The organism is Citrobacter sp. CF971 (assembly GCF_006385635.1).
GTDB classification, from domain to species: Bacteria; Pseudomonadota; Gammaproteobacteria; order Enterobacterales; family Enterobacteriaceae; genus Citrobacter; species Citrobacter freundii.
In genome coordinates this window covers 116,458-132,010 of sequence record NZ_CP041048.1, presented here as the reverse complement: position 1 = coordinate 132,010, position 15,553 = coordinate 116,458, and the positions used below count along the sequence as shown (strand labels likewise).

Here is a 15,553-nt window from a genome sequence, read left to right as displayed (position 1 = left end):
GTTAACGTCTTTAGGCTCGGTTTTTACTTAACGAAATCTTCCGGTTTTACACCTGTTTTTACCTTCATATACTTGCCCTCCCCCCTTAGCTTCGGCTGAAGTTCGGTAAAGTACCATCCGGCAACGGTAATAATGCCTAAAAATACAAAAATAGCAGGCTTCAGAACATCAATAGCTGATACAGCGCATAACTCAATATTGAGATTAGTACAAGTTCCCTCATCAGGTGCATAGAACCCCCATAAGCCTATACCTATAAGGAACATCCCCAATATCGGTTGGATGTATAACAAGTAGATATTAATAAGAGTTTTAATATATCTGAATATGAACATTTTTCTTTCCTTAGGTTTCTTTCTATTTTGGATTTCCAATTCTTAACCAATGTGATGGTTCGACAATCCATTCTCCGCAGTCATAGGCAACGGCCTTATTATGCCTGTTAGCGAACCATACTAACCAGGCTAATAATCGCTGATTGCCGCTGTATTTGGTTTATCTCTAACCATCACAACATATCTCTTTTTCTTAGCCATAACGCTACCCTAATTTTGCAGATTCAAGCAGCCAGTGGTTTTTCAGGTTCTCGTCCAGGTTATCGAATGCGGCCAGCGCTGCCTTTAGAACGGTTGTCTTGCTCTGGCCTGTTCTCTGCGCCTCCGCTTCCAGGATCTCCTCAAAGTACGCTGGCAGTCTGAAGTTCATCAACTTTGGTTTACCCGCTACAGGCGCTCTGGTAGCGCCGGAGATAAAACGCGCGGTTTCTGCGTTTGTTGCTGGTTGCTGAGATTCATCGATGTTCGGGCGGTTTAGTTTTAAAGCCATGAAAATTTCCCCTTGTACGGTATGCATTAATTGTAAATATCATAGTATCTTTATGGTGTATTTACAATGTAAAGATTTCGATGAATATTGTTGATATTTCTATAAAATGCCAATTTCCTGTGCCACAAGTTCAATCTGTGCTTTCGCTGTTGAAAGGCTCGATGCCCGGCTAACGTCATGTACCCCTGCCCCTTCATTACAGGCGCTTTCATACACATCCAGCTCGGATATCCGGGTTTTCAGAGGTTGAATCCAGATGTTGTCCGAACGCAGTAATTTATCCAGATCAATGGCCGCTTTTCTGTGGCGGGGTTTCGCTGAGTTGATTCTGGTGAACAGCACCCACGGTTCCAGAGCTGCGTTAGCTTTCTGAGCGGTGCGGATTTTCTCTGTAACACTGGTCAGTGTTTCGCTTTCGAAATCAGAGGACGGCTTAACCAGTGTCACCACGATATCTGATACTGTCAGGGCGCTACGGAACTCCTGGCTGTCGTGGCCGGGGCAATCGACAATGAGAACTTCACACAGCTTACTAAGGCGCTTAATTTCGTTGCTGACGTTTCCGTAAGCTGCGTGAACCGGGATAGTGAGTAAGCCGTTATCTGTCCGCTTTTCGTTCCAGCTCAACAGATCGTGGTTTTTATCTGTCTTCAGGATAATTACCGACTTACCTTTGTTGACCAGCATTGAGCCTGTGTTAGCCACGTAGGTGCTTTTGCCTACCCCACCTTTATCTGATACGACAAGCAAGATTTTACCCATTTCAGAATCCCTCTCTTTATGTTGTAAAGCTCATGTAAAGATATGAATGTCTTTACATGGTGTGTTTTTCGTAAAGATACTTTTGTCTTTACAGTGTCTTTATAATGCAATGGCTTTACCATGTAAAGCACAAATAAAGATATATTTATCTTTATGGTGTCTTTACATGGTAAATGTTGCTGTGTCTTTATGTGCGCTTTATGGTGTAAATCTTGGTGTGTCTTTACATCATCTTTATGTTGTAAATTTTTAGTGTGACGTTGTCACTATAGGGCTGGGGTCTGTTTGCTGGTTCTTTTTGAGTGTGCCTTCCCTGAACCAACTGAAATGGGTACTGTATGGGTGTGTCTGGTTAACTCAAAATGAACTGGTTCCCTATAATGACTCAAACAGTACCGAAAGGCTTTGTCAGAGCTTACTTACGCGCATCCACGACTGAACAGGATGCAACACGCGCCCTGGACACGATAAATACCTTCGCCATCGAGCGCGGCCTGAGCATCTGTAACTACTACATTGAAAATGAATCAGGTTCTAAGCTTGAACGCCCTGAGTTGTTCCGGCTCCTGAAAGATTGTCAGCAAAACGATATCTTGCTGGTAGAGGATGTGGACAGGCTTTCACGCCTGGTAGGGGAGGACTGGAACACACTGAAGAAAATGATCCGGCAGAAAGATATCCGGGTTGTGGCCGTCAACGTTCCGACAACCTGGCTCGCATCGGGTCACAATGATTTTGACAGCCGAATGTTTTCGGCCATAAACGATATGTTGCTGGATATGCTGGCCGCCGTCGCCAGGCGAGACTATGAACAGCGCCGGGAACGGCAGCAGCAGGGGATCGCCAGGGCGAAAAGGGAAGGGAAGTATAAAGGCCGCCAGGTTAATCAGTCTCGCTATGACGCCATAAACAGGCTGATTGCGAGCGGCAGCTCCTGGAGCCAGATTCAAAAAGTGCTGGGTTGTAGCCGGGCGACTATCAGCAAAGCTGTGAAGCAACAGACCGTTAACAAAATGAACCATGAACCTGAAGGTAGGGAGTAGTTACAACATAATAAACAGTGTGTTGAAGAATAAAACTGATTCTTTATACTGTATATGCATGGGTCTTCCCCGATCATGGTGGGAAGGCTCAGAACGCCATATTCAGCTTTCCGTAGTGGAACATCACCCCCAGTTTAAAGCGCTCCCGGTTTCGGTATCCCCTGGCTTTTATCCTCAGCAGCCTGATCTTGCTGTTAAGTGCCTCCGCATTTCCGTTTGAGACACTGTGTCGCATCGCATTCAGGATCCCGTACAGCCTTTTTCCTATCGTTTTCGCGGCATTTTTCATCATGGGAACGTCACTGTTAGCCGCCAGCGCCAACCATCTCTGCCAGTCACTCCGTCTTTCCTCGCTCCATGGCCTGTTCCAGATATCCTTTGCCAGCTCTTTCAGCGCCCAGCACTGGCTCGTCAGCTTCATCTGTGCACGCAGCCACATCAGCTTTTCCTGCCGGGATTCGGTCATCCACTTATCGCTGTACTGCCACAGGAAGCGGGTTCCTTTTGCCTGGTGTCGGCTTTCAACAGGGAGGTGCGGATGTTCATTCTGACGGGTTTTATCAACTACCTCGCCCAGTTGCTTCGCCACATGGAAGCGGTCAAAGGCGATTTTCTCAACCGCACTGGGTAAGTGGATACGCGCTGCTCTTATATAGCCCGCGTTCATGTCCATTGAGAGCGTTTTGATAGCCAGCAACTGCCCATCAGTGAGCGTGCGAAGATAGCCGGCAAGACTCTCTGTGCCGCGATCATCCGTTAAGGCCAGCGCCCGACCATCGCGATCGGAGATCACCGTTATGTAACGATGTCCTTTTTTAAAGGCGACCTCATCCACATTCATATGACGGGCGGATAATGGCTTTTTTATCCGGGCAAGACCTCGCTTAACTGCCCGGGTCATAATGCCGTCAACCGCATTCCAACTGAGCTTAAGTTGCTTCCTGACAGCATCAACGGTGCTGATTTTCAGCCATGAGAGAACGAACGATTCGAATAGCAACGTATACCGGCTTCCGGGGCCAGCCCACGGAACAGGCAACGTCAGGCAGCCATGCTCCGGACACATAATTCGTGGAACATCGGCTTCAACAATAGTGGTGAACTGGCAGGTATCAAGATGGCGCCATTTACGATGACGGTGATCGTGAACAGAACAGGATTTACCGCAGGTCGGACAGGCTAGCCGGGTGTTTTCAGCGATCTCAATAGTGACAGTAACAGAACCGGCATTTTCATCGAGAGAAAGGGACTTTACCTGCCACGGATCGGACAGGTTGAGAATATGAGCGTAGAGGGACTTTTCGTCCATGGCGGTGACCTCTGGCGATTAAATACACCATTATCATGCCTTCAGCCACCACAACAAGGGAAGACCCATATGCATACAGCTATATTGATCGGAGGTTTTTCATGCCTAGACACTATGAAATTGACTCAGCCTGGCGTGCGAGCATTAAGCGTGAGCCGAACGGTCGTCAGACAGTTACGACAGAAGCCTTTGTCAGCCAGCTTGCGCTGATTAATTTTCACTGGAGTTGTCGCCAAGCAAATCAGTGGATTGAAACCTACGTGACCGTTTTTAAAGACATTTCCACTCAGGAAGGAGAGAACCGGACATTCATGCTTTTTAACCCCAACGGAGGCCGTTAAAAATGGGTTTTCCATCGCCAGCAACCGACTACCAGGAAAACAGGCTGTCACTCGATCAGCACTGTAATACAGGAGCGCCGGGAGTATTCTTTTTTCGAAGTGATACCTACTCTTTCCGGGAAGGGATAAAGCCTGGTGCGCTGCTCATAGTAGATTTTGGGGGCACGCCCGTTGACGGGTCTTTGGTGCTCTGTGTCCTGGAACAAGAATTCAGGATCATGCGATTGCGACTACACCCCAAGCGGTGTCTCCAGGAACTCGATAAGCTGGATAACTTCAGGGCTATACCTGATGACGATGAGGACGGGTTGGAGGTCAGGGGGGTCATTACGCACATTGTGGCACTGTTGCAAAGTTAGCGATGAGGCAGCCTTTTGTCTTATTCAAAGGCCTTACATTTCAAAAACTCTGCTTACCAGGCGCATTTCGCCCAGGGGATCACCATAATAAAATGCTGAGGCCTGGCCTTTGCGTAGTGCACGCATCACCTCAATACCTTTGATGGTGGCGTAAGCCGTCTTCATGGATTTAAATCCCAGCGTGGCGCCGATTATCCGTTTCAGTTTGCCATGATCGCATTCAATCACGTTGTTCCGGTACTTAATCTGTCGGTGTTCAACGTCAGACGGGCACCGGCCTTCGCGTTTGAGCAGAGCAAGCGCGCGACCATAGGCGGGCGCTTTATCCGTGTTGATGAATCGCGGGATCTGCCACTTCTTCACGTTGTTGAGGATTTTACCCAGAAACCGGTATGCAGCTTTGCTGTTACGACGGGAGGAGAGATAAAAATCGACAGTGCGGCCCCGGCTGTCGACGGCCCGGTACAGATACGCCCAGCGGCCATTGACCTTCACGTAGGTTTCATCCATGTGCCACGGGCAAAGATCGGAAGGGTTACGCCAGTACCAGCGCAGCCGTTTTTCCATTTCAGGCGCATAACGCTGAACCCAGCGGTAAATCGTGGAGTGATCGACATTCACTCCGCGTTCAGCCAGCATCTCCTGCAGCTCACGGTAACTGATGCCGTATTTGCAGTACCAGCGTACGGCCCACAGAATGATGTCACGCTGAAAATGCCGGCCTTTGAATGGGTTCATGTGCAGCTCCATCAGCAAAAGGGGATGATAAGTTTATCACCACCGACTATTTGCAACAGTGCCGCCAAGACCAATGTCGCTCCCGATGCGGTAGACTTTGCCGGCCACGGCGTCCAGCACCGGCGCGAGTCGGGCAAAGGCGGCATCGCTCCCGGAGGCCATCACCGTCATGTCGCCGGCGGCCGCTTTCACGGCGCCGCCCGATACCGGCGCGTCGAGCATCAATAGCTGGTACTCCGCCAGCGCCTCGGCAATGGCCTGAGCATCGGCGGAGGCGATGGTGGACGACACCATCACGACGGTGCCCGGCTTCAGATGGGCGGCGAGGCCGCTCTCGCCGAACAGGATCCCCCGCACCTGGGCGGCATTGACCACCAGCAGCACAACTGCATCCAGTTCCGCGGCGAACGGCACCGCGCTGGGGCCCGCGCCTTTGGCGCCCGCCGCCAGCAGTGCGCGACAGTTGTCGGGATTGATGTCAACGCCCCAGGTGTTCAGGCCCGCCTGCAGGCAGGCGCGGGCGGCGCCCATGCCCATTGAACCCAGTCCAATCACGCAGACGTTAGTGTGTGCAGCCATGCTGGTCTCCTTGTGAACATTAGTTAATTAATGTGATTTAATGATAGAATAAAGCGTTATCATGTGAATTTATGTGAGAGTTATCACGAATAACCCACATGAATATAAAAAATTCACAGGCGGAAAGAGGCTGCACAGCGGCGATTCTTGCCCTAAAATAGCGTAAAAAACAGCGGCAAAGCGCGATAACAACACCGGGTGTCGCCAGGGCCGTAGCCTGGGTGGTGACGCCTGGTGTGAAAAAATGGTAAGGGGAGAGCGGTGATTCCAATAGAACGACATCAGCGTATTTTAGCCCTGGTGGAGCAGCGTGGGGCGGTAAGCATTAACGAGCTGACGGAGATCCTCGGCGTGTCCCATATGACCATCCGTCGGGACGTCAGTAAACTGGAGGAGCAGGGGCTGCTGGTCAGCGTCTCGGGCGGCGTACGCGCCGTCAGCCGGCTGGCCGCGGAACCCAGTCATCTGGTGAAAAGCACGCTGCAGAGTGAGGAGAAACAGGCGATCGGCGCGCTGGCGGCGAGTCATATCGCTAAAAACAGTTGCATCTATCTGGATGCCGGGACTACCACCCTGGCGCTGGCGCGGGCGATCCTCGACCGGAACGATCTCCAGGTGGTCACCAATGATTTTGAGATAACCCAGCTGCTGATCGATGCCAGCCAGTGCGGCGTGATCCACACCGGCGGCACTCTGTGCCGGGAGAACCGCTCCTGCGTGGGCGAATCGGCGGCGCGTACGTTACGCCACCTGGCTATCGATACGGCCTTTATCTCCGCCAGCGGCTGGGACAGTCGCGGGATATTCACCCCTGATGAGAACAAGGTTACCGTCAAGGAGACCGTCAGCCAGGTCAGCGCGAGAAGCATCCTGCTGTGCGACAGTTCGAAATACAATCAGGTGGCCACGTTTATGGCGTTACCTTTGACCCGGTTCACCACCATCATTACCGACCGGCATCTTTCCGATGCCGCCGCCAGTCATATCGCCCGGCACGCCTGCGAGGTGCTGCGGGCCGGATAACGCGCGCGGCCACCGCCGGCTTAGCGTTGCCAGTGCTCGATCAGCGCCGCGCCGATCCCGGCGATTTGCTGATTTCGCTCGGCCATGCTCGCCGGCGTATCCCGCAGATAAATCACCACAATGCGCTCTGCTTTGTTATTCGGGCCAAGCAGGGCGACAATCCCGCGCGCACCCCGCTTGCTAGCTCCGGTCTTATCGGCGATAAACCAGCCCGCCGGCAGCACGGAGCGGATCAACGGTCCGGCGACCCGATCGTCCACCATCCACTGCAGCAGCTGCCGTTGCGAACGGGCGCTCAGACGCTGGCTGGTCAGCAGCTTGCGCAGGGTCGCGGCCATGCTGGCCGGGGTAGTGGTGTCGCGGGCGTCGCCGGGAAGCGCCTCATTCAGTTCCGTTTCCCAGCGGTCAAGGCGGGTGACGTTGTCGCCGATCTGGCGCAAAAAGGCAGTCAATCCTGCGGGGCCGCCGACGGTGGCCAGCAGCAGATTGGCGGCGCTGTTATCGCTCATGGTAATGGCGGCGGCGCAGAGTTCGCCGACCGTCATGCCGTCGGCAAGGTGTTTTTCGCTGACCGGCGAGTAGTCCACCAGATCCTGCTGGCGATAGTGGATCTTTCGCTCCAGCTGTTCGTCACCGGCATCCACCCGCGCCAGCACTGCGCCGCAGAGCACTACTTTAAAGGTGCTCATCATGGGAAAGCGTTCATCGGCGCGCCAGGCGGTCAGCGTGCGGCCGCTGGCCAGATCCATTTCTATCATGCCTACGCGGCCCGACAGCTGGCTTTCGCTTTGTTTAATTTGCTCAAGCGGCTGCGGGCTGGCGTGTACCGCCAGCGGCAGGGTGGCTAACAGGGAGATAATACACAGGCGAATATAACGCATAACCACAATACATCCTTGAGTGAAGGCCGATAAAGGCGAGTAAAGAAGCGACAAATAAGAATAACCCGGCGTTGGCACTGTTGCAAATAGTCGGTGGTGATAAACTTATCATCCCCTTTTGCTGATGGAGCTGCACATGAACCCATTCAAAGGCCGGCATTTTCAGCGTGACATCATTCTGTGGGCCGTACGCTGGTACTGCAAATACGGCATCAGTTACCGTGAGCTGCAGGAGATGCTGGCTGAACGCGGAGTGAATGTCGATCACTCCACGATTTACCGCTGGGTTCAGCGTTATGCGCCTGAAATGGAAAAACGGCTGCGCTGGTACTGGCGTAACCCTTCCGATCTTTGCCCGTGGCACATGGATGAAACCTACGTGAAGGTCAATGGCCGCTGGGCGTATCTGTACCGGGCCGTCGACAGCCGGGGCCGCACTGTCGATTTTTATCTCTCCTCCCGTCGTAACAGCAAAGCTGCATACCGGTTTCTGGGTAAAATCCTCAACAACGTGAAGAAGTGGCAGATCCCGCGATTCATCAACACGGATAAAGCGCCCGCCTATGGTCGCGCGCTTGCTCTGCTCAAACGCGAAGGCCGGTGCCCGTCTGACGTTGAACACCGACAGATTAAGTACCGGAACAACGTGATTGAATGCGATCATGGCAAACTGAAACGGATAATCGGCGCCACGCTGGGATTTAAATCCATGAAGACGGCTTACGCCACCATCAAAGGTATTGAGGTGATGCGTGCACTACGCAAAGGCCAGGCCTCAGCATTTTATTATGGTGATCCCCTGGGCGAAATGCGCCTGGTAAGCAGAGTTTTTGAAATGTAAGGCCTTTGAATAAGACAAAAGGCTGCCTCATCGCTAACTTTGCAACAGTGCCGAACCGCCACAGGCTTCCATTGCGATGGTTGTAGCGGGGCATGTCGCCAAAAATTCGATCAACTTTGGCCGGGTAAATTTTTTACGGTAAACAGCCTTCCCGCGACGATCCTGGCAATGAATATGGAAAGAGTTTTTACCCAGATCGATACCAATGAGCGCAATGTTTTCCATGATAGTTCTCCGAATGAAAGCCTGTCCTCAGCATAGTACCGGGAAGGAGGGAGTGACCATCTCATTAAAAATCGTACGGTAAGCCGCTGGCATGGTCTAGCTTCTCGCAAACGATCGTTTTTGAGAGGCTTCAATGAGAATCAGATCCGCGCTAGTGCTGGTATGGCATGTTGCTTTCTCGAAAACCACTCTCATATTGCACGGCTGAAACAGCCGAGTTTCGAGAACCACGAAAATGCTGTTTCTAGGGGTTGGCAGCTTGCGCAAAGCCGCGCAGTTGCTGGGTATCGGATCTCTTAACGTGCTTTAATTTCCGAATTCTGAAGCGACCCCTCTTGGAGAAGGGCTTTGTTACGTTGTCACGCAGGTTCATCCGGGGAAGGATTCGATAGTGATGCCACCGAAGGTGCCAAGGATTTCCGATGCCGCTTTATCAGATCGCGTTTTGCGTTGTTCTGAGGCGTCGAAGTTACGAAGCAATTTGAGCTGAATATCCTTATCCTGGAGCACGATTAGGGGCATTGGCGCGGTGACAGTTTTGAGTTCGCCAGCGGCCATGATGTTTGCCACCGGCTGAACCTTCACCTCCCTTCGCTCCCGGAGATAAGGCTCCGGGGTGTTTGCTATCTTCTGGATAAGCTGCTCCAGGGGAAGTTGATAGTCTGGCCCTGATCGCTCCAGCTCCTCTCTGATGCGTTGCAAAAGCTCCTCTTTTACCGGCCTTTTCAATGAGTCCTTCCGTTGCCAAGTGAAGCGGATAGAGTCGATGTCGCCATTGGCATAGCACCTGATTTGTCTGTAAAGGTGCAGAGTCATGACGCCAGGGCATTCCGCTCGGAGTGCTTCAAACCTCTCTTGTCTGGTGGGGTACGTCGAGATAATGAACTCCTCGATACCAGCTTTGGCCGCATTTATGCGTTCAACCGTCGCCGCAATTTCGTCAGCAACACCAATCCTGGAAGGGGAGAACCAGAGCACCCCTACGGTGCGCCTGGCAGACTTCTGCGAATAGTCTGGGTTAATGTGAAGATCCCTGTAGCTGTGCGCTGCCAGCTCAAGAGCTTCGCGGCCAGTTTGTTCTGTGACAACAATCCTGTTGATGGCCTCATTCTCCATTCCTTTTCTGGTTGGAGGGATTGCCGCAACTTTTGCGTACCGTGGAGGTAGTCGTTTGATAAGAAGGGAAGAGAGGCTCGTCAGGTCGCGGCACATTGCCGAGAATTGTTCTGAGATGAAGTTGTTCGCCATGTGGCCGCCTGTGTGTGGGTTTGTTCCAACGGATCATTGGTTACATCGTAGACAGTATTAGACCATCATGCAACGAGGGGTAGGAGACCCCATCGCCGCCGCTGCGCGGCGTCGGGGGAGGGCGAGCCCGATGTTTTATCGTGACAATCTTTGACCCGGTGAGCCTTACCCCGATCGAGCTCAACCTCTGTGCTAGGCCCGCGCTCGCGGGAGATTAGATTGAGAAAGAGAGAAAAAGAGAGAGAAAGAAGAGACGCGCTCGTCAGGGTTGTGCCGGGGTAACAGGTGGGCCTCGGGGGTTGGAGTGGGATTTTATACCCCACTCTGCATGATGGTCTAACTTTTATGTGTGAGCAGGGTGGTTGGAAAGCAGTTCCGACAATTCACCCTGCCCATGTCTCGGTCAGCGCGTGTATTTTGCGGCCTTGTCCTGCCCCCAGTGTGTGGCGCCTTCGACCTCCGGCGTCGAGTCAAACGCGAGCATCAAAGCCTGTCTAGGGAAGAGTCCCATTAAACCGGGCACGCAGCCAAAGTCTTGTACAGTCTCAGCCCACTCATAGTTATCCTCGAATGGGTAGTAATTCACGGCGTGTAGGAAAACACCCAGCACGGTTGTTTGGGAAGCATCATATGCCGAGATATTCTCGATGTGCTTACCTCTACGGAGTTCCTCAATCTCTATACCTTCGCAGGTCTCATACCAAATATGCACTACACCTACGTGGTCTGGGGGGACCTGCTTAACGCCATCGTTGAGCAAGCTTTTGAAATGCTTGGATCGCAGACCAAGTGACACTTCATGCTCACAGCGCCATTGAGCTCCCACGCACTGGGCAACATCCTGTACAAACATGTTGAGAACGTCGTCTTGGGTTCCTGGCCGAACAACTTGCTGCGCGATAGTTGAGATGCTGCGCTTCTCATTGCTGTCCATATCACCGAACACCAGCAACTCTTGTTGAGGGCTATTGGGGGTCGTCTCAGAATTCGGAAAATAAAGCACGCTAAGGCGTAGTCACCCCGTGACTCCCCCGCGCCGATGCAGCGAGCTTCGTTCCGTCTTGCAGTGACGCAATCAGCGGGCAGGAAACGTTCCCTTTCCGCGCGTGGCAGGCGCACACCAGTTCAGACAGCACGGCCTCCATGCGTGCCAAGTCGGCCATCTTCTCGCGCACATCCTTGAGCTTGTGCTCGGCCAGGCCGCTGGCTTCCTCGCAATGGGTGCCATCCTCCAGCCGCAGTAGCTCGGCGATTTCGTCCAGGCTAAAGCCCAGCCGCTGGGCCGATTTCACGAAGCGCACCCGTGTTACATCCGCCTCGCCATAGCGGCGAATGCTGCCGTAGGGCTTGTCTGGCTCCGGCAGCAGGCCCTTGCGCTGGTAGAACCGTATGGTCTCCACATTGACCCCGGCCGCCTTGGCGAAAACGCCAATGGTCAGATTCTCAAAATTGTTTTCCATATCGCTTGACTCCGTACATAACTACGGAAGTAAGCTTAAGCTATCCAATACAAATTTGAAAGGACAAGCGTATGTCTGAACCACAAAACGGGCGCGGCGCGCTCTTCACCGGCGCGCTAGCCGCCATTCTTGCATCGGCCTGCTGCCTCGGGCCGCTGGTCTTGGTCGCCTTGGGATTCAGCGGGGCATGGATCGGCAACCTGACGGTTCTGGAACCCTATCGCCCGATCTTCATCGGCGCAGCGCTGGTCGCGTTGTTCTTTGCCTGGCGGCGCATCTATCGCCCGGCGCAAGCCTGCAAACCGGGGGACGTGTGCGCGATTCCCCAAGTGCGGGCTACTTACAAGCTCATTTTCTGGATCGTGGCCGCGCTGGTCCTGGTCGCGCTCGGATTTCCCTACGTCATGCTATTTTTCTATTAATCACAGGAGTTCATCATGAAAAAACTGTTTGCCGCCCTCGCCCTCGCCCTCGCTGCCGTTGTTGCCCCCGTGTGGGCCGCCACCCAGACCGTCACGCTGTCCGTACCGGGCATGACCTGCTCCGCCTGCCCGATCACCGTCAAGAAGGCGATTTCCAAGGTCGAAGGCGTCAGCAAAATTGACGTGACCTTCGAGACACGCGAAGCGGTTGTCACGTTCGATGATGCCAAGACCAGCGTGCAGAAGCTAACCAAGGCAACCGGAGACGCGGGCTATCCGTCCAGCGTCAAGCAGTGAACCACTGAACCCGAACCTAGGGCGATCATGGGACTGATGACACGCATTGCCGACAAGGCGGGCGCGCTTGGCAGCGTTGTTTCCGCGATGGGATGCGCTGCCTGTTTCCCGGCTACCGCCAGCCTGGGCGCGGCCATCGGCCTAGGCTTTCTACAGGAATACGAAGGGTTGTTTATCTCCAAGCTGCTGCCGCTGTTCGCAGTCGTGGCTTTGCTGGCGAATGCACTGGGCTGGCTGAGTCATCGGCAATGGCACCGCAGCCTGCTCGGGATGGTCGGCCCAGCCATCGTGCTGGCGGCCATGCTCTTGTTTTTTGGCAATTGGTGGACGGCGAACCTCCTCTATGTCGGTCTGGCCTTGATGGTCGGGGTGTCGATCTGGGATCTGCTCTCACCGGCCAACCGCCGCTGCGAACTACCACCCAAACACGGCTAACTGCATTGGCAGTTGCCGAAACGAAAAGGAACGATGCAATGTATTTGAATATCACCGGAATGACCTGCGACTCGTGCGCGACACATGTCAAGGAAGCCCTGGAGAAAGTGCCGGGCGTGCTGTCGGCGCTTGTGTCCTACCCGAACGGCTCCGCGCAACTCGCCACCGATCCCGGCACCTCGCCAGAGGCGCTGACTGCCGCTGTGGCCGGTCTCGGCTACAAGGCCACACCCGCCGATGCCCCATCCACTTCAGCGCGGGGCAGATTGCTTGGCAAGGCGCTGGGATGGCTGGGCGGTGACGACAAGGCTGGTGGTGATGGGGACGGACTGCACGTCGCCGTTATTGGCAGCGGCGGGGCCGCAATGGCGGCGGCGCTGAAGGCCGTCGAGCAAGGCGCGAAGGTCACGCTGATCGAGCGCGGCACCATCGGCGGCACTTGCGTCAATGTCGGCTGCGTGCCGTCCAAGATCATGATCCGTGCTGCCCATATCGCCCATTTGCGCCGTGAAAGCCCATTCGACAGTGGGATCGCAGCGACTGTGCCTGCGATTGATCGCAGCAAACTACTGGCCCAGCAGCAGGCGCGCGTCGATGAGCTGCGCCACGCCAAGTACGAAGGCATCCTGGACGGCAACCCGGCCATCACCGTGCTGCATGGTGAAGCGCGTTTCAAGGACGACCAGCGCCTTGCTGTCCGTTTAAACGATGGCGGCGAGCGTGTGGTGGCGTTCGACCGCTGCCTGGTCGCCACGGGTGCCAGCCCGGCCGTGCCTTTGATTCCCGGCTTGAAAGAGTCTCCCTTCTGGACTTCGACCGAGGCTCTGGTCAGCGACACCATTCCCGAACGCCTGGCCGTGATCGGCTCGTCGGTGGTGGCGCTGGAACTGGCGCAAGCCTTTGCCCGGCTGGGCAGTAAAGTGACCATCCTGGCGCGCAGCACCTTGTTCTTCCGGGAAGACCCGGCCATCGGCGAGGCCGTGACAGCTGCTTTCCGTGCCGAGGGCATCGAGGTGCTGGAGCACACGCAAGCCAGCCAAGTCGCCCATGTTGGCGGCGAATTCGTGCTGACCACCGGGCACGGTGAAATACGCGCCGACAAGCTGCTGGTTGCCACTGGCAGGGCACCGAACACGCGCAGCCTGGCATTGGAAGCGGCGGGTGTCGCCGTCAACGCGCAGGGGGCTATCGTCATCGACAAAGGCATGCGCACCAGCGCGCCACACATCTATGCCGCCGGCGACTGCACCGACCAGCCTCAGTTCGTCTATGTGGCGGCAGCGGCCGGCACCCGTGCTGCGATCAACATGACTGGCGGCGATGCGGCCCTGGACCTGACCGCAATGCCGGCCGTGGTGTTCACCGACCCGCAGGTCGCCACCGTGGGCTACAGCGAGGCGGAAGCACATCACGACGGGATCGTGACCGACAGTCGCACCTTGACCTTGGACAACGTGCCGCGTGCGCTTGCCAACTTCGACACACGCGGCTTCATCAAGCTGGTCATCGAGGAAGGTAGCGGACGGCTCATCGGCGTGCAAGCGGTGGCCCCGGAAGCGGGTGAACTGATCCAGACGGCGGTGCTCGCCATTCGCAACCGTATGACCGTGCAGGAACTGGCCGACCAATTGTTCCCCTACCTGACCATGGTCGAAGGGCTGAAGCTCGCGGCGCAGACCTTCAGCAAGGACGTGAAGCAGCTTTCGTGCTGCGCCGGATGAGGAAAAGGAGGTGTTCAATGAGCGCCTACACAGTGTCCCGGCTGGCCCTTGATGCCGGGGTGAGCGTGCATATCGTGCGCGACTACCTGCTGCGCGGATTGCTACGGCCGGTCGCGTGCACCACGGGCGGCTACGGCTTGTTCGATGACACCGCGTTGCAACGGCTGCGCTTTGTACGGGCTGCCTTCGAAGCGGGTATCGGCCTGGACGCACTGGCGCGGCTGTGCCGGGCGCTGGATGCTGCGGACGGTGACGGTGCGTCTGCGCAGCTTGCGGCACTGTTGCAAATAGTCGGTGGTGATAAACTTATCATCCCCTTTTGCTGATGGAGCTGCACATGAACCCATTCAAAGGCCGGCATTTTCAGCGTGACATCATTCTGTGGGCCGTACGCTGGTACTGCAAATACGGCATCAGTTACCGTGAGCTGCAGGAGATGCTGGCTGAACGCGGAGTGAATGTCGATCACTCCACGATTTACCGCTGGGTTCAGCGTTATGCGCCTGAAATGGAAAAACGGCTGCGCTGGTACTGGCGTAACCCTTCCGATCTTTGCCCGTGGCACATGGATGAAACCTACGTGAAGGTCAATGGCCGCTGGGCGTATCTGTACCGGGCCGTCGACAGCCGGGGCCGCACTGTCGATTTTTATCTCTCCTCCCGTCGTAACAGCAAAGCTGCATACCGGTTTCTGGGTAAAATCCTCAACAACGTGAAGAAGTGGCAGATCCCGCGATTCATCAACACGGATAAAGCGCCCGCCTATGGTCGCGCGCTTGCTCTGCTCAAACGCGAAGGCCGGTGCCCGTCTGACGTTGAACACCGACAGATTAAGTACCGGAACAACGTGATTGAATGCGATCATGGCAAACTGAAACGGATAATCGGCGCCACGCTGGGATTTAAATCCATGAAGACGGCTTACGCCACCATCAAAGGTATTGAGGTGATGCGTGCACTACGCAAAGGCCAGGCCTCAGCATTTTATTATGGTGATCCCCTGGGCGAAATGCGCCTGGTAAGCAGAGTTTTTGAAATGTAAGG

19 protein-coding genes and 3 pseudogenes are annotated in these 15,553 nt (G+C 54.8%); 11 read left to right on the top strand and 11 right to left on the bottom strand.

Annotated elements, in window-relative coordinates; translation table 11 throughout:
* Positions 1 to 23: 23 nt before the first annotated feature.
* The 3 genes from E6P06_RS02655 to E6P06_RS02645 form a co-directional block, all read right to left on the bottom strand.
* Positions 24 to 335 (bottom strand): hypothetical protein, encoded by a 312-nt coding sequence (locus E6P06_RS02655; RefSeq protein WP_000469598.1) that lies wholly within the window; start codon positions 333 to 335, stop codon positions 24 to 26.
* Between the two features lie 205 nt (positions 336 to 540).
* Positions 541 to 825: a hypothetical protein gene (locus tag E6P06_RS02650; RefSeq protein WP_001185481.1), complete on the bottom strand. Its 285-nt coding sequence runs from the start codon at positions 823 to 825 to the stop codon at positions 541 to 543.
* 99 nt (positions 826 to 924) lie between these two features.
* Positions 925 to 1,587 carry a division plane positioning ATPase MipZ gene (locus E6P06_RS02645; RefSeq protein ID WP_000516402.1) on the bottom strand — a complete coding sequence of 221 codons (663 nt, stop codon included), beginning with the start codon at positions 1,585 to 1,587 and terminating at the stop codon, positions 925 to 927.
* Between the two features lie 380 nt (positions 1,588 to 1,967).
* Between E6P06_RS02645 and E6P06_RS02640 the strand changes: the two genes are divergently transcribed.
* A complete protein-coding gene (locus tag E6P06_RS02640; RefSeq protein WP_001549893.1) occupies positions 1,968 to 2,630 on the top strand; it encodes a recombinase family protein in 663 nt (220 codons plus the stop codon).
* A gap of 88 nt (positions 2,631 to 2,718) precedes the next feature.
* Here E6P06_RS02640 and E6P06_RS02635 read toward each other — a convergent pair whose 3' ends face one another.
* Entirely contained in the window at positions 2,719 to 3,939 is a 1,221-nt protein-coding gene (locus E6P06_RS02635; RefSeq protein WP_000343760.1) for an ISL3-like element ISKox3 family transposase, read from the bottom strand.
* Between the two features lie 101 nt (positions 3,940 to 4,040).
* Here E6P06_RS02635 and E6P06_RS02630 point away from each other — a divergent pair, with 101 nt between their 5' ends.
* Both E6P06_RS02630 and E6P06_RS27855 read left to right on the top strand, forming a co-directional pair.
* The gene (locus tag E6P06_RS02630; protein WP_001549892.1) at positions 4,041 to 4,280 is read left to right on the top strand and encodes a hypothetical protein; all 240 of its coding nucleotides are present in this window, start codon (positions 4,041 to 4,043) and stop codon (positions 4,278 to 4,280) included.
* Positions 4,281 to 4,282: 2 nt separating this feature from the next.
* Positions 4,283 to 4,639, top strand: coding sequence for a S24 family peptidase (locus E6P06_RS27855; RefSeq protein WP_004199403.1), 357 nt, complete (start codon positions 4,283 to 4,285; stop codon positions 4,637 to 4,639).
* Between the two features lie 33 nt (positions 4,640 to 4,672).
* Here E6P06_RS27855 and E6P06_RS02615 read toward each other — a convergent pair whose 3' ends face one another.
* Positions 4,673 to 5,377, bottom strand: a complete 705-nt coding sequence (locus tag E6P06_RS02615; protein ID WP_001067855.1) for an IS6-like element IS26 family transposase — start codon at positions 5,375 to 5,377, stop codon at positions 4,673 to 4,675.
* A gap of 54 nt (positions 5,378 to 5,431) precedes the next feature.
* Positions 5,432 to 5,956 (bottom strand): annotated as a pseudogene (locus E6P06_RS02610) (NAD(P)-binding domain-containing protein); the annotation flags it as partial.
* 261 nt (positions 5,957 to 6,217) lie between these two features.
* On the opposite strand from E6P06_RS02610, the gene E6P06_RS02600 reads away from it, so the two are divergent.
* Positions 6,218 to 6,979, top strand: coding sequence for a DeoR/GlpR family DNA-binding transcription regulator (locus E6P06_RS02600; RefSeq protein ID WP_002210513.1), 762 nt, complete (start codon positions 6,218 to 6,220; stop codon positions 6,977 to 6,979).
* Between the two features lie 20 nt (positions 6,980 to 6,999).
* On the opposite strand, the gene E6P06_RS02595 is transcribed toward E6P06_RS02600, so the two are convergent.
* Positions 7,000 to 7,860, bottom strand: coding sequence for an extended-spectrum class A beta-lactamase SHV-12 (locus E6P06_RS02595; protein ID WP_002904004.1), 861 nt, complete (start codon positions 7,858 to 7,860; stop codon positions 7,000 to 7,002).
* 136 nt (positions 7,861 to 7,996) lie between these two features.
* Between E6P06_RS02595 and E6P06_RS02585 the strand changes: the two genes are divergently transcribed.
* Positions 7,997 to 8,701 carry an IS6-like element IS26 family transposase gene (locus E6P06_RS02585; protein ID WP_001067855.1) on the top strand — a complete coding sequence of 235 codons (705 nt, stop codon included), beginning with the start codon at positions 7,997 to 7,999 and terminating at the stop codon, positions 8,699 to 8,701.
* Between the two features lie 51 nt (positions 8,702 to 8,752).
* Here E6P06_RS02585 and E6P06_RS02580 read toward each other — a convergent pair.
* From E6P06_RS02580 to merR, 4 genes and pseudogenes are all read right to left on the bottom strand, one after another.
* Positions 8,753 to 8,926: pseudogene (locus E6P06_RS02580) on the bottom strand (IS110 family transposase); the annotation flags it as partial.
* Between the two features lie 369 nt (positions 8,927 to 9,295).
* Positions 9,296 to 10,174, bottom strand: coding sequence for a DNA replication terminus site-binding protein (locus E6P06_RS02575; protein WP_058663130.1), 879 nt, complete (start codon positions 10,172 to 10,174; stop codon positions 9,296 to 9,298).
* Positions 10,175 to 10,577: 403 nt separating this feature from the next.
* Positions 10,578 to 11,147 (bottom strand): annotated as a pseudogene (locus E6P06_RS02570) (hypothetical protein); the annotation flags it as partial.
* A 31-nt stretch (positions 11,148 to 11,178) separates the two neighbouring features.
* The gene (gene merR, locus E6P06_RS02565; protein ID WP_139934933.1) at positions 11,179 to 11,634 is read right to left on the bottom strand and encodes an Hg(II)-responsive transcriptional regulator; all 456 of its coding nucleotides are present in this window, start codon (positions 11,632 to 11,634) and stop codon (positions 11,179 to 11,181) included.
* 71 nt (positions 11,635 to 11,705) lie between these two features.
* Here merR and merT point away from each other — a divergent pair, with 71 nt between their 5' ends.
* From merT to E6P06_RS02535, 6 genes are read left to right on the top strand one after another with little or no spacing between them, the layout of a single operon-like run.
* Positions 11,706 to 12,056, top strand: coding sequence for a mercuric ion transporter MerT (merT, locus tag E6P06_RS02560; protein ID WP_001294665.1), 351 nt, complete (start codon positions 11,706 to 11,708; stop codon positions 12,054 to 12,056).
* Between the two features lie 15 nt (positions 12,057 to 12,071).
* On the top strand, positions 12,072 to 12,353 hold the full coding sequence (gene merP, locus E6P06_RS02555) for a mercury resistance system periplasmic binding protein MerP (protein ID WP_000732277.1): 282 nt from the start codon (positions 12,072 to 12,074) through the stop codon (positions 12,351 to 12,353).
* A 27-nt stretch (positions 12,354 to 12,380) separates the two neighbouring features.
* Positions 12,381 to 12,788, top strand: coding sequence for an organomercurial transporter MerC (merC, locus tag E6P06_RS02550; protein ID WP_000523860.1), 408 nt, complete (start codon positions 12,381 to 12,383; stop codon positions 12,786 to 12,788).
* 38 nt (positions 12,789 to 12,826) lie between these two features.
* Positions 12,827 to 14,509 (top strand): mercury(II) reductase, encoded by a 1,683-nt coding sequence (gene merA / locus E6P06_RS02545; RefSeq protein WP_000281124.1) that lies wholly within the window; start codon positions 12,827 to 12,829, stop codon positions 14,507 to 14,509.
* Between the two features lie 17 nt (positions 14,510 to 14,526).
* The gene (merD, locus tag E6P06_RS02540) at positions 14,527 to 14,835 is read left to right on the top strand and encodes a mercury resistance co-regulator MerD (protein ID WP_001277461.1); all 309 of its coding nucleotides are present in this window, start codon (positions 14,527 to 14,529) and stop codon (positions 14,833 to 14,835) included.
* 11 nt (positions 14,836 to 14,846) lie between these two features.
* Positions 14,847 to 15,551, top strand: coding sequence for an IS6-like element IS26 family transposase (locus tag E6P06_RS02535; protein WP_001067855.1), 705 nt, complete (start codon positions 14,847 to 14,849; stop codon positions 15,549 to 15,551).
* The last annotated feature ends 2 nt before the right edge of the window (positions 15,552 to 15,553 follow it).

Coding starts and splice junctions, on each gene's coding strand:
- E6P06_RS02655 (WP_000469598.1), bottom strand. CDS start 335: ATGTTCATATTCAGATATATTAAAACTCTTATTAATATCTACTTGTTA.
- E6P06_RS02650 (WP_001185481.1), bottom strand. CDS start 825: ATGGCTTTAAAACTAAACCGCCCGAACATCGATGAATCTCAGCAACCA.
- E6P06_RS02645 (WP_000516402.1), bottom strand. CDS start 1,587: ATGGGTAAAATCTTGCTTGTCGTATCAGATAAAGGTGGGGTAGGCAAA.
- E6P06_RS02640 (WP_001549893.1), top strand. CDS start 1,968: ATGACTCAAACAGTACCGAAAGGCTTTGTCAGAGCTTACTTACGCGCA.
- E6P06_RS02635 (WP_000343760.1), bottom strand. CDS start 3,939: ATGGACGAAAAGTCCCTCTACGCTCATATTCTCAACCTGTCCGATCCG.
- E6P06_RS02630 (WP_001549892.1), top strand. CDS start 4,041: ATGCCTAGACACTATGAAATTGACTCAGCCTGGCGTGCGAGCATTAAG.
- E6P06_RS27855 (WP_004199403.1), top strand. CDS start 4,283: ATGGGTTTTCCATCGCCAGCAACCGACTACCAGGAAAACAGGCTGTCA.
- E6P06_RS02615 (WP_001067855.1), bottom strand. CDS start 5,377: ATGAACCCATTCAAAGGCCGGCATTTTCAGCGTGACATCATTCTGTGG.
- E6P06_RS02595 (WP_002904004.1), bottom strand. CDS start 7,860: ATGCGTTATATTCGCCTGTGTATTATCTCCCTGTTAGCCACCCTGCCG.
- E6P06_RS02585 (WP_001067855.1), top strand. CDS start 7,997: ATGAACCCATTCAAAGGCCGGCATTTTCAGCGTGACATCATTCTGTGG.
- E6P06_RS02575 (WP_058663130.1), bottom strand. CDS start 10,174: ATGGCGAACAACTTCATCTCAGAACAATTCTCGGCAATGTGCCGCGAC.
- merR (WP_139934933.1), bottom strand. CDS start 11,634: ATGGAAAACAATTTTGAGAATCTGACCATTGGCGTTTTCGCCAAGGCG.
- merT (WP_001294665.1), top strand. CDS start 11,706: ATGTCTGAACCACAAAACGGGCGCGGCGCGCTCTTCACCGGCGCGCTA.
- merP (WP_000732277.1), top strand. CDS start 12,072: ATGAAAAAACTGTTTGCCGCCCTCGCCCTCGCCCTCGCTGCCGTTGTT.
- merC (WP_000523860.1), top strand. CDS start 12,381: ATGGGACTGATGACACGCATTGCCGACAAGGCGGGCGCGCTTGGCAGC.
- merA (WP_000281124.1), top strand. CDS start 12,827: ATGTATTTGAATATCACCGGAATGACCTGCGACTCGTGCGCGACACAT.
- merD (WP_001277461.1), top strand. CDS start 14,527: ATGAGCGCCTACACAGTGTCCCGGCTGGCCCTTGATGCCGGGGTGAGC.
- E6P06_RS02535 (WP_001067855.1), top strand. CDS start 14,847: ATGAACCCATTCAAAGGCCGGCATTTTCAGCGTGACATCATTCTGTGG.